Raw genomic sequence first — 11,977 nt, 5'->3', positions numbered from 1 at the left:
TAGGTGCCGCCAAACGCCGTGTGAGCTTTACCACGTAGCGGAGAATTGCGTCCGCGGCGTGGCTCCGGCAGGGTGTGGGTCCTGTCAGGCCCCGCATACGGCACAACCACAACCCCAGCGTTGTGGCACCACATGAGCACCAGAACTAAACAGCGTGAGCCGTATGCCGCCCGAGCACCACGCGCACCTTCGCGAAGGGCGCACCGGGCCAGTGCCTCCCGTGACCAGCCGTTCCCAGCACCATCGGGGCCGGAACAAGGGGAGGACAGCGGTAAGGGGACACGATTGGCGCCCGCGAGGTCACCTATGTGGGCGAGGCTGGAAGGAAACCGTGTGAGCCGGATCTCGGTCCGGGGATTCGCAGTGGCCTCGGCCACCGCGGTCACCACCGTTGGCGCCGTCGTTGGCGTCGCCGCAGGCAGCGACAAGAGCTCGACTGAACCGGTCGAGACCGTCGCAGCCGACGCGACCCTCCTCGCGGAGATTCCCGCCGGGCACCAGGCCCAGGCGCAGACCGCGTCCCTGACGCAGCAGGCAGCCGCCCAGTCCACCGCCGCCGACGCGGAGGCCAAGAAGTCCGCCGAGGAAGCAGCCCGCAAGCAGGCGGCCAAGGACGCGTCGGCCAAGAAGTCCGCCGCTGAACAGGCCAAGAAGGACAAGGAAAAAGCCGAGGCGGAGAAGAAGGCCGCCAAGGAGCGGGAGAAGGAGAAGGAGCAGACCGCCAGTCGCTCCGCTGAGCGCGACTCCAGCCCCAGTTCCCTTGCCCCGAAGAGCTCGTACTCGGTCGCCGATGTGCAGGCGATCGCGCGTCAAATGGTGCCGGCAGACCAGTTCCAGTGCTTCAGCAACATCGTGAACCACGAGAGCACCTGGAACTACAAGGCCTCCAACCCTTCCTCGGGCGCGTACGGCCTGGTGCAGGCGCTTCCCGCGTCCAAGATGTCCTCCGCGGGTGCCGACTGGCAGACCAACCCGGCCACACAGATCAAGTGGGGCCTGGGCTACATGAACGAGAAGTACGACAGCCCCTGTGGCGCCTGGGCGTTCTGGCAGGCCAACTCCTGGTACTAGGACGGCAGGTCCCCTTCCAGGATCATGCAACTCCCGAAGCCCCCGACCGTCGCCGGTCGGGGGCTTTGTGTGTGTAACGTCGTCCCGGACGGCCTTGGGGAGTGGGGGTAGGAAAAGAAAGATGTCCAGATTGCCACGGTGGGTCGGCGGTCTCGGCGCCGGCCTGACCCGGCTCGCTGAGCGGCTCGACGCGAAACGGGACGCTGCGGAAGCGGCCGATCCCGACGAGCCACGCGATGCCATACGTACGTTCGACCCGGGTACGCCAGGACCCGGCGCGCCCGACACCCCCGACGCCGGGCGGGCGCGCGCGCCGGGGCACTCCCCACCCGGCGCCGCCGCGCGCGCCCCCGGCGCTGCGGATCAGGCCCATCCCAGCCCGCAGCCGGTCGCGTCCGCTTCGGTGCCTGCTTCCGCGCCCGCTCTCGCCGGGGCGCCCCAGGCCGCCGCGTCAGTCGGCGGACAGGGCGGCGCTGGGAGCTCGCAGGCGGCGGAAGCCTCGCAGACACCCGCCGTACCCGCGCCCCCGCTGTACGCGCCGGCCATAGCGCCCCGCCCCGACCCGGTGGCCGCCGTCCCCTGGGGGGTACGGGTCGCTGCCGAGGTCGGGTGGCGGTTGCTGGTCCTCGCGGGCACGGTCTGGGTGCTGATGCGCGTCATCAGCGCGGTGCAACTCGTCGTCCTCGCCTTCGTGGCGGCGCTGCTGATCACGGCACTCCTGGAGCCAACGGTCTCCCGCCTCCGCCGTCGAGGCGTGCCCCGCGGTCTGGCCACCGCCATCGTCTTTATCGCCGGCTTCGTCATCATGGGCCTGGTGGGCTGGTTCGTGGTCTGGCAGGTGATGGAGAACTTGGACTCGCTCTCCGACCGGGTCCAAGACGGCATCGACGAGCTACGCCGCTGGCTGCTGAACAGCCCGTTCCATGTAACCGAAGACCAGATCAACGACATCGCCAAGAACTTGCGCGAGTCGGTCGGGGACAACACCGAGGAAATCACCTCGGCGGGCCTCGAAGGCGTGACCTTCATCGTCGAACTGCTGACCGGCATCATGCTCGCCATGTTCAGCACCCTGTTCCTGCTCTACGACGGGCCGAAGATTTGGAACTGGGTCCTCAAGCTGTTCCCCGCATCCGCCCGGGAGGGCGTCGCCGGAGCGGGGCCGCGTGCCTGGCGCACCCTCACCGGCTATGTGCGGGGCACGGTCATAGTGGCTCTGATCGATGCCATCTTCATCGGCGTCGGCATCTTCTTCCTCGATGTGCCGATGGCGGTGCCGCTGGCCGTCTTCATCTTCCTGTTCGCCTTCATCCCCCTGATCGGGGCCGTCGTCTCGGGCGCGCTCGCGGTCGTGGTGGCGCTGGTGACCCAGGACGTCTTCACGGCGGCCATGGTGCTGCTCGTGGTCCTGGCGGTGCAGCAGATCGAGGGCCATGTGCTGCAACCGTTCATTTTGGGCCGGGCGGTACGGGTACACCCACTGGCCGTGGTGCTCTCGGTCGCCGCCGGGTCGCTGATCGCGGGGATCGGTGGCGCGGTGGTCGCCGTGCCGCTGGTGGCCGTCACCAACACGGTGGTCGGCTATCTGCGGGCACACGCCAAGGAACACGCGCTACGTCAGACGCCGGGGCCGCACGGCGCGACGGTGGTCGAGGTGGCGCCGGTCAGCAACCCCGCGCCCCCGGCCGCTTCGACACACCCGCATCCCACGCCTGCGCCCACGCCTGCGCCTACGTCTGCGCCCGCATCGGCGTCGGCGCCCGCATCGGCCGAGGCCGGGCCACCCGCCTCGGTGGCCCCGCCGACTCCTCCCGAGGCGCCGGGCCCGCCGCCGGCCGCACCGGAAAAGGGCTCGCCGGACTCGCCGGGCTCGCCGGACTCGCCGGACTCGCCGGGCAAGGGCTCACCGGCAGGCGACTGACGGCTCGCTGCCGCGCTCGTCCCGGGCCCTCGCCGACCAACGGCGGGGGCCCGCCGCCGTTCCACTGGAGGCCCGCTGGAGGCCCGTACGCGAAAGGGTTGGCCTTCGTACGTTCACGGCCTCCCGCACGCGATGGGCCCCGGGCCCCGAGGGGAGCCGTACACGGGCGAGGCCCGGGCCACGGCAGTCCGGGCAGCCGGCGAACCCCGAGGGCAGCCGAAAGCCCCGCGGACAGCGAACTGTCCGCGGGGCTTGTGATGCTGGGCTCGTGAGGCGGGGTGGCGCGTGCGTACCAGCGGCGTGCGCCGCGCCAACTCGCCGTGCTTGCCGGCCTATTCGGCCTATTCGGCCAGGATGGCCTCGGCGTCGAGCGTGGCGCCAACCGCCTGGAGCACGGAGGCGATCTTGAATGCTTCCTGGATCGTCTCTCGGTCCACGCCGGCCTTGCGGAGCACCTGCTCGTGCGAGTCCAGGCACATGCCGCAGCCGTTGATCGCGGAGACCGCGAGCGACCAGAGCTCGAAGTCGATTTTGTCCACGCCCGGGTTGCCGATGACGTTCATCCGCAGGCCCGCGCGCAGGTTGCCGTACTCCGGGTCCGACAGCAAGTGCCGGGTGCGGTAGTAGACGTTGTTCATCGCCATGATGGCGGCGGCCGACTTGGCCGCGGTGTACGCCTCGGGGGACAGGTTGGCCTTGGCCTCCGGCTCCAACTCCCGCAGGACGCGCGGCGAACGGGAGGCGATGGCGCAGGCGAGCACCGTGCCCCACAGCTGCTGCTGCGGCAGGTTGGAGTTGCCGATCACCGAACCGAGGTTCAGCTTCAGGTCCTTGGCGTAGTTCGGTACGGCGGACTTCAGTTCATCGAGTGCCACGGGTGTTCCTCAGTCTCGTTCGTTCACTCGCCCGCGAGGAGCGCGACCGGGTCAAGGGTCTCGTCGCCCTGGCTCCAGTTGCACGGGCACAGCTCGTCGGTCTGTAGGGCGTCGAGGACCCGCAGGACCTCCTTGGGGTTACGGCCCACGGAACCAGCGGTCACCATGGTGAACTGGATCTCGTTGTTCTGGTCCACGATGAAGACGGCACGCTGGGCGAAGCCGTCAGCACCCTCGACGCCGCAGGCGCGCATCAGGTCGTGCTTGGAGTCGGCCAGCATCGGGAAGGGCAGGTCGCGCAGGTCGGCGTGGTCCTTGCGCCAGGCGTGGTGCACGAACTCGGAGTCACCGGAAACGCCCAGGATCTGCGCGTCACGGTCGGCGAACTCGCTGTTCAGCTTGCCGAAGGCGGCGATCTCGGTGGGGCACACGAACGTGAAGTCCTTGGGCCAGAAGAAGACGACCTTCCACTTGCCCTCGTAGGTCTTGTGGTCGATCTGGGTGAACGCCTTGTCCGCGTCCAGGTCCACACAGGCGGTCAGGTCGAACTCGGGGAACTTGTCACCAACAGTGAGCACGAGGGTCTCCCTTGGATCGGGATGGGCTGGACGTGATCACCTTGGCATGGGGGGCATTGATCAGGGAAATAGGCTCGACGGCGTTCGCTGATAGGTAATCCTGATCAGTCCGGGTGGGTAGCGGCGCCGCTCGCGGGCTTCGCTGTCCCCGCTGCACGTACGCGGCAGCCCATGCCTAGCGACCCACCCTCGCCGGCTACGGGGGCCGAGCCGTTGGCGCCCCCGCGTGCGCTACGCCCGTGGCCCCGCCCCGTGGCCGCGGCCGGGGGGATGTCGCAATCTACGCCAAGGCGGGTAGCCCGGGATGATGGCGGTCGCGATCCCTGCTTATCTGAGGTGCTGACGAGACGTGGCAGAGAGGCAACCGATGCAGTGGAAAACCCATGGTGAGCGGCGGATCTACACCAATTCTTGACCAGCGCGAACTTCTGATGATGTGGCGTCATCGATTCATTACAATTTCCTGGGTCGGGTTACCAGATTCCCCAATAGGCCATGAGCAAAAACAAACTGTCAGCACAGCGAAGATCCTGCACGGCAAGCGGGGTGGTACATCGTGACAGGGGGCGTGTGTGCCCTACGTGGCGAGCCGTTGACGAGACCGGCGACGTGAAGAAGGGCACCCGCACCGTCGGGGTCCACCGCCAGTACACCGGCACCGCCGGCCGGGTGCGGCCACCGTCTCTTCGTAAGTCCACACGGCTCACGATGAGCAACGGTGACCGCACCCGTCTTCGCACCGACCCCGACCAGCAAGCCCACGGTCTACAGCGGGACTATTAGGGCAGATTGACCCAGCGATGCGAGGCGATGTTGTTGTCCAGTCGCTCGTTGGCTCCCGAGCCGGCATTCTCATAGCGCCAGTCGTAAAGGTTCGAGATGGCTACACCGTTGTAAATTCCACGCCGGGCACCTGAGTGGTTTCGGCCCCAGTACACGTAGACATCGTCGAGGTTGCCGGGATATCCGTTGTTGTGGAGGGAAGACACCTTGTTGCGGCAGTCTCCCCAGTCGGATGAGTGGCCGTCGTAGTCGGCGCACCAGGACTGGTATCCAGTCTCTTCCCAGAGGTGCAAAATTCCCGTGGCGTGGGCGGTGGTCGGGGCCGGTTCCGCTGCGGAAGTGCGCTGCGGTGCCGGGGTGGCTTGGGCCGTCGGGGCCGTGGTGATCGTGACGGCGGCCAGAGCCGTAGCGGCCAGCAGTATGCGTTTCGCGTTCAAGGTGTCTCCTTCGGTGGTGTTGCTGCCTCGCGTGGGGTTCGCTGAGCAACCCCTGCGTGTGTTGCCTTCCCTGCGGTGATCTTGCGGGCCCTGGGGAGAGCGCCCAGCTGCAATTGAGCGCTGGTATGGACCGCGGTCCGGTACTGCCGGCGCAGTTCCTTCTCGTAGTGCCTGTCCAGTCCCGCAATGGTTTTGCTGAAACCCGATTCGGCTGCGCAGCGTGCCTCCGCGAGAGCAAGGCGGACTTCCTGGTGCGACGGAGCCGGCTGGCGCGGCGCAGATGACGTCAGCGCCGCGCGCGCATTGTCGGGTGTGGCGTAGGGGTGCCCGGCGGTATGCATGCACCCGCTCCACTTGCGCACTGCCGTAGTGAAGCGGCGGTCTGCGCGGACGCGTTGGTGGCGCAGGCCGGGCAACGAATCGACTGTCACCTGTGTTTGGAACCATCCCTTGAGGTCGCCGTACAGAGTGCGCTCCGCCTCCGACTGGCAGCCTTGGTCGCTGCGACTGAGCACCATTCCGTCCGGCGACCTGGCGGTCAGGCCCTTCGGACGCGGGCCGTTGGCGGCGGTGAGCGCGGCGGTCCTGCGCTCGGGTGGCAGGCTGCGGAAGTAGCGTTGGTTGGGGTCGTTCTCTTTGATCTTTTCCAACGCTCGCTGCAACCCGCTCCCGTATCCGTGCTCAGCCGCCCACGCCAGGTCATCGACGACGTACGGGAACTCCCGTGCTTCGGGAAGCGGATTCTCGCTCGTCACCTGGTACTTGAACCCTTGTCTGCGCATGCAGTCACGGAGCAGGACCTGCTCCGCCGCATGCAGAACCGTCTTCTCCTCGGCCGACAGCGGGTGAGCCTCGGAAACTGGCACCGGTCGGGAGCCGGAAGCAGGAGAGGCGTCTCGCTGTGGGGAGTCGCCCGCCACATGGACAGCAACCACACCGGCAAGGACGATGCTGCCGAGCATGGCGGCGGTGACGCGGTGCCGCCTGGTGCTCCTTCCTTTCAACCCTTCGGGCACGGCGCTCCCTCTCCTGCGAAGGTTGTTTTCTTGGCAGCCATGACCGTTCCTGTTCGGCTGTGCCGATGCGGGACGAACCGCGCTGCGGCACGCTCGGTTCTCTGTGTTAGATCCTTGCTGGTAGCGGGCTTCGCCACCACGATTCGCCGATGTCAAGCTGCGCGCGATCCATAGACTTCTGGTTATGACGGACCCGAAGGACGAAGCCGGTGGGAGGGACCTGCCTCCCGTCCCCTCACCCCGCTCGGAGCCGACGGTGCATCAGCTGCGGCTGCTTCTTGCGGTCGCGGAGGAGCTGCACTTCGGCAGGGCGGCGGCCCGGCTGTTCATCACACAGCCAGCACTCAGTCGGCAGGTCGCCGTACTCGAACGGCGGCTGGGAGTAGGGCTGTTCGTGCGGACCAGCCGCACCGTGGAGCCCACTGCAGCGTGCCGGGCGCTCCTGCCGGGGGTTCGCGAGGTCGTCGAGGCGATGGAACGGCTGCGCAGGTCCGCGGACGCACAACACGGCGAGCTCACCGGGCGGCTCGTCATCGGGTCCATCGGTGCCGAGTCGTCGATGCGGCACGCGCGTGCCGTCCTGGCTGAGCTGAGATCTCGGCACCCCGAACTCACCGTGGAGCTGCACAACCAGCACATCGCGGACCACATGCGGGAACTGCTCGACGGTGTGGTGGATGTGGCTTTTCTCCGCCCGCCGGTTCCTCCGGGCATCCAGACCCAGCACCTTGCCACCACACCGCGCCTGGCCTGTCTGCCCGCCGGCGACCCGCTGGCCTCCCGGTCGGAGATCGCCCTGGCTGACCTCGCCGGCCGCCCGGTCGTGGACCTACCCGGGGAACTACCGCGCGTGTGGTGGAACTTCTGGGCTGTTGATCCCCGCCCGGACGGCTCGCCCGTCCGCTACGGACCGGTCGTGTCCGATATGGAGGCTCTGCTGCACGTCGTCGCGGAAGGCGTGGCCATGGCGTTTCTGCCGGCCGCAGCACGCGACTTCTTCCCTCGCCCCGGAGTGTGCTACATCGACGTCATCGACCTGCCGCCCAGCACCTCGGCCCTCGCTTGGGCGGCTGCACACCGCGACCGCCCAGCCGTCGCCGCGATTCGCCATGCCGCAGCCGCGGCCTGGCCACCTCGCTGACCGGGCTGCACGTCAGGCGGTCCGCACTTCACGAGGCGGGAGGCGCCGCGTGTATGAGGCAATCGCACGATGGGGCAGAGGAGTTGTACCGCTGGTACTCCAACTGTAGATCGTGATCCTCATGCCCGGGCTGCGGCTCGGCGGCGGTAATGGCTGGCCTGTGCTCGTGCTGGGTGGCGGCGTCGCCAGCCGGACCAGCCGAGCCGGTGCGCGAGGCCGTGCAGCCAACGGTGGCCGCACCCGTCTCCGCACCGGCTCCGACCAGCAAGAGCACGGTCTACAGCTGAGGTACTAGCCAGGGACGAGGAACGGGCAAGCTGTCTTTCGAGTACGGCTAGCGGCGGCTACCTGCTGGGGCTGGACGGGGTCGTGATCGCGGTGTTTGGCGCGCTGATCCCGGCCGGCTGGGCGGCCAGGCCCTAATCGAGGCATGGATGGAGATGGACGTCATGGTCCCGCCCCGCTGCGAGGGCGAGCTGTCTGCCGGAAGACGCCCGCGTTTCAGTGCGTCAGGTGTTCGAAGTGCTCGTTTCCCACCGGGGTGCAAGACCGGTCCGGTCCCTGCGGAGCGGTCCTGAGGCCAACCCCAGCAGCCCGGTGCCGACGAGCATGGTGGCGCAGGCGACAGTTACGACTGTCGGACCTTCGAGGTCGGCAAGCGTGCCGAGCAGGTTGTTCATGAGTAGCAGAGCAAGGCTCTGTACGAGTACGAGTACGGCCTGCACACGGGACAGGTGGCTGCCAGGAGTTGCTGTGAGGATCAGCGGTGCAATATGAGCAGAGAACATGCCGTTTCCCATGCCGATGACCAGGGCGGCGGCTGTCGCTTCCGCCACACCGGGGGCGAGTGCGAGTGCGAGTACCCCCAGCCCGGCAAGCGCCAGCGCGCCTGCCGACAAAAGCCCTGGTCGGCCCAGCGGACCACGCTTTACGACAACCGCGGTGACAGCCACCATGCCAACCCCTTGCGCTGCTATCACGAGCCCTGTGGCTTCCGCGTTCCACTCCTCTTGGCGTGCGAGCAGGGGGAGGAGCAGCGGGAGTACGGGCAGCAGAAGGCCGGCTGCGGCCCCGGTGAGGCACAGTCCCGGGCGCAGCACGGGGTGGGAGAAGGCCACACGCACACCGTCCACGGCGTCCTTGAGGAGACTGGACGTTCCCGAGGGCGGCACGTGGCGTCGTGACCGCACGGCGACGAGCACGAGGAGAGTAAAAGCGAAGGTAGCGGCGTTGACCAGAGCGGCGCCCGCTAATCCGGCGAGGCCGACGAGTACGCCGCCGAGTGGGCCGCCTCCCATGTTGACGACCTGGCCACCGATCTGCCGCAGCGATAGAGCGCGAGGAAGCTGATCTTCTTCCACCAAGCGGCGAGGCATGGAACCGGAAGCCGGTAGGTAGAAGGCGTCAACGACACCGACGGCTATGCCCGCTGTGATGAGCAGGATGGGTGGGGCCCCCGCGTGATAGGCGACCGCGGCTAGGACGAGAGAGAAGACCAGCATTGCCGCGTCACCCGTGATCAGTACGCGGCGCGCGCTGAATCGGTCGCTGACCGCACCCCCGATGAGCAGGAGAAGGACGCGGGGAAGCGTGATGGCGCTCAGAGTCAGTCCTGCAACCGTGCCGCCGTGCTCGCTGGCGGCCCAGCCGAGGGCGAAGTAGAAGATCGAGTTGCCTGCCAGGGACACCAGGATTCCGGCCAACCACAGCGTGTAGGAGCGGGGCAGCCGGTTCTTGTCTCGCACCTCGCTGGTTGGTTGGTGCGAGACGACTTCTTGGGCCGTGGTGGCCGGGCTCGGCAGCTTCTCGTCAGGTGCTGACACTGAGCACCCGGGGCTTGGTCCAACTGGGGATTGAGATCACACAGCGCACGGTCTCAGACGGCACTGACAATGGAGCTGTTGTGTTTGCCGCCCAGCGCTGCTTGGAGGACTGCCTTCCACTTGCCCTGCCGACAAGGTCACCTGGATCGGACTTCTTGCGCGATACGGAGTGCCGATCGCGGTAGCGGGAGGCGGCCATCGGATGGGTAGCCAAGACCTGCCGCTTGTCGGTCCGCAGTGCCGCGGCGGTATAGATCGCCGCGGGGATCGGATTCTTCTCGCTGTCGCCGTACTCAGCGAGGAGGTCGAGCAGGAGACGATAGCCGGCCGAATCGTTGGTGATGTGCCGTTTGGCCAGTACCTGGCCGCTTCCTCGCCCTGATGCGGCCTACCGACTCCTCCCGCACGGACAAGCTCCTGAAGTGGCAGTACGGGATGCTCGCCGATCGGCCCGAGTGCTACATCTACTCCCCGCCCTGGGGTGCGTCATCACCGGCGTGCCCCGGGCATTTTCTGCGGGCCAGACCGCCCCCACCAGGTAACAAGAGGCATTGATCGAGGGAATAGCTAAACTGGGAGCAGCTGATGGGAGGCGGTTATCAGTGGTGTCGCCCGTTACGTCCGCGAGCAGGCCCCGGCAGCCCAGCCTGGCGCAGCTTCGCGCCTTCGTTGCGGTGGCCGAACATCTGCACTTTCGCGATGCCGCCGCAGCCATCGGCATGAGCCAGCCCGCGCTGTCCGGAGCTGTTGCCGCGTTGGAAGAGTCGCTCGATGTGCAGCTTCTTGAGCGTACGACGCGGAAAGTGCTGCTCTCACCGGCGGGGGAGCGGTTGGCTGAGCGTGCTCGTACGGTGCTGGAGGCGGTCGGCGAGCTGATGGAAGAGGCGGAGGCGGCGCGGGCGCCGTTCACCGGGGTGCTGCGGCTGGGCGTGATTCCCACCGTCGCCCCGTATCTGCTGCCGACCGTGTTGCGGTTGACGCGGGAGCGCTACCCCCGACTCGACCTTCAGGTGCACGAGGAACAGACCGGCTCGCTGCTCGACGGGCTCGCCCACGGGCGACTTGACCTGCTGCTGCTCGCGGTGCCTCTGGGCGTTCCGCAGGTGATCGAACTGCCGCTGTTCGAGGAGGACTTCGTGCTCGTGATGCCGAAGGACCACTGGCTCGGCGGGCGCGGCGATGTGCCCCGCGAGGCGCTGCGGGAGCTGGATCTGCTGCTGCTCGATGAGGGGCACTGCATGCGGGACCAGGCGCTCGACATCTGCCGGGAGGCCGGGCGCGTGGATGGGGCGCCGGTGACCACCAGCGCGGCGGGGCTGTCCACGCTGGTGCAGCTCGTGGCCGGCGGGCTTGGGGTGACGCTGCTGCCGCGCACCGCGCTACGGGTCGAGACTGCGCGCAACGACCAGCTCACGACCGGCTACTTCGCCGACCCGGCGCCCTCGCGGCGTGTCGCGCTGGCGATGCGCTCGGGCGCGGCGCGGCAACGGGAGTTCGAGGTGTTCGCGGAGGCACTACGGGAGGCGATGCGCTCGTTGCCGGTGCGGGTGGCGGACGCGGCGTGAGTGGTGGGGCCGGACTGCGCTGGATGGTGCGTAGGTCTTACGGACGGGCCGCGGTGGACGCTACGTAAGCGTCAGGGGCGAGCCGCGCCCAGGACCGCCGCCACATCGAGGACGATCTCCGCGCCGGCGGGGACCGGCAGGGTGGCGTGCTGGCCCGGGGCGAGAACGCGGTGCTCGTCGTACTCGTTGGCGACTGGGTTCCGCAGCAGGTGCAGGCGATCGTGGATGCGGTCCACGATCACGTACACCGGCACCTTGGCGATGGCGTACGCGGCGACCTTCTTCCGGAGGTCGTTGCCATAGTTGGCCGAGGTGACCTCCAGGACCAGATGGAAGACGGCCGGGTCGTAGCAATTGGCCTCGGTCAGGTGGTCCCGGTAGTCGGCGTCCACGACCGACAGGTCCGGGACGGCGTAGTCGTCAGGCCCGTCGGGGAGCCAGAGGCCGATGCCCTGAATGACACGTGTCGGGCCGCGGTGCACAGGGGCGAAGGCGAGCAGGAGATCCGTCAGAACCTCCCCGTGCGGTCCGTCTGGTGGTGGTGTCACGGTGAGCTCGCCCCCGATGATCTCGACACGGTAGCCCGGGAGCTTCGCGGTCAGTCGCTCGGCCTCGCGAAGCAGGTCAGACGCGCCGTCGCAGGGAGGTTCAACCGCTGCGGCAGACATGGTGCCTCCGTAAGTTGTTAGGCGGCCCGGGAGGGCCGGATGTGGCTGATGGTGGCTTGCCGTTTGTGGCTCCCCAGGAGTGGCCGTCCGGCTCTCCGG

General features: G+C 68.0%; 10 protein-coding genes and 2 pseudogenes. 5 read left to right on the top strand and 7 right to left on the bottom strand.

Going from position 1 to position 11,977, the window contains the following annotated elements:
- Positions 1-333 precede the first annotated feature (333 nt).
- The gene (locus FHS42_RS25215) at positions 334-1,071 is read left to right on the top strand and encodes an aggregation-promoting factor C-terminal-like domain-containing protein (protein WP_446696884.1); all 738 of its coding nucleotides are present in this window, start codon (positions 334-336) and stop codon (positions 1,069-1,071) included.
- Positions 1,072-1,192: 121 nt separating this feature from the next.
- Positions 1,193-2,992 (top strand): AI-2E family transporter, encoded by a 1,800-nt coding sequence (locus tag FHS42_RS25210; protein WP_246495391.1) that lies wholly within the window; start codon positions 1,193-1,195, stop codon positions 2,990-2,992.
- Positions 2,993-3,333: 341 nt separating this feature from the next.
- Here FHS42_RS25210 and FHS42_RS25205 read toward each other — a convergent pair whose 3' ends face one another.
- A complete protein-coding gene (locus FHS42_RS25205) occupies positions 3,334-3,867 on the bottom strand; it encodes an alkyl hydroperoxide reductase (protein ID WP_184575759.1) in 534 nt (177 codons plus the stop codon).
- Positions 3,868-3,890: 23 nt separating this feature from the next.
- Entirely contained in the window at positions 3,891-4,445 is a 555-nt protein-coding gene (locus tag FHS42_RS25200; RefSeq protein WP_184575758.1) for a peroxiredoxin, read from the bottom strand.
- 591 nt (positions 4,446-5,036) lie between these two features.
- Between FHS42_RS25200 and FHS42_RS25195 the strand changes: the two are divergent.
- Positions 5,037-5,117, top strand: a pseudogene (locus tag FHS42_RS25195) (hypothetical protein); the annotation flags it as partial.
- A gap of 107 nt (positions 5,118-5,224) precedes the next feature.
- Here FHS42_RS25195 and FHS42_RS25190 read toward each other — a convergent pair.
- Both FHS42_RS25190 and FHS42_RS25185 read right to left on the bottom strand, forming a co-directional pair.
- Positions 5,225-5,665, bottom strand: a complete 441-nt coding sequence (locus FHS42_RS25190; RefSeq protein WP_184575756.1) for a hypothetical protein — start codon at positions 5,663-5,665, stop codon at positions 5,225-5,227.
- Positions 5,662-6,681, bottom strand: coding sequence for a hypothetical protein (locus FHS42_RS25185; RefSeq protein WP_184575754.1), 1,020 nt, complete (start codon positions 6,679-6,681; stop codon positions 5,662-5,664). Before FHS42_RS25185 ends, FHS42_RS25190 begins: the two co-directional genes overlap by 4 nt.
- Before the next feature lie 184 nt (positions 6,682-6,865).
- Between FHS42_RS25185 and FHS42_RS25180 the strand changes: the two genes are divergently transcribed.
- Positions 6,866-7,822: a LysR family transcriptional regulator gene (locus FHS42_RS25180; RefSeq protein ID WP_184575752.1), complete on the top strand. Its 957-nt coding sequence runs from the start codon at positions 6,866-6,868 to the stop codon at positions 7,820-7,822.
- A gap of 509 nt (positions 7,823-8,331) precedes the next feature.
- Here FHS42_RS25180 and FHS42_RS25175 read toward each other — a convergent pair.
- Together FHS42_RS25175 and FHS42_RS39195 are read right to left on the bottom strand one after the other, a co-directional pair.
- Complete coding sequence (locus tag FHS42_RS25175) at positions 8,332-9,645, bottom strand: MFS transporter (RefSeq protein WP_312867030.1); 1,314 nt, start codon at positions 9,643-9,645, stop codon at positions 8,332-8,334.
- 136 nt (positions 9,646-9,781) lie between these two features.
- A pseudogene (locus tag FHS42_RS39195) lies at positions 9,782-10,015 on the bottom strand (IS110 family transposase); the annotation flags it as partial.
- A gap of 232 nt (positions 10,016-10,247) precedes the next feature.
- Between FHS42_RS39195 and FHS42_RS25165 the strand changes: the two are divergent.
- Positions 10,248-11,210: a hydrogen peroxide-inducible genes activator gene (locus FHS42_RS25165; protein ID WP_184575748.1), complete on the top strand. Its 963-nt coding sequence runs from the start codon at positions 10,248-10,250 to the stop codon at positions 11,208-11,210.
- Between the two features lie 71 nt (positions 11,211-11,281).
- On the opposite strand, the gene FHS42_RS25160 is transcribed toward FHS42_RS25165, so the two are convergent.
- Positions 11,282-11,878, bottom strand: a complete 597-nt coding sequence (locus FHS42_RS25160; protein WP_184575746.1) for a Uma2 family endonuclease — start codon at positions 11,876-11,878, stop codon at positions 11,282-11,284.
- Positions 11,879-11,977 lie beyond the last annotated feature (99 nt).

It is taken from the genome of Streptomyces zagrosensis (assembly GCF_014203645.1).
In the GTDB taxonomy this organism is placed as follows: Bacteria; Actinomycetota; Actinomycetes; order Streptomycetales; family Streptomycetaceae; genus Streptomyces; species Streptomyces zagrosensis.
The sequence above is the reverse complement of the archived record's forward strand: the minus strand, read 5'-3'. Positions and strand labels throughout refer to the sequence as shown.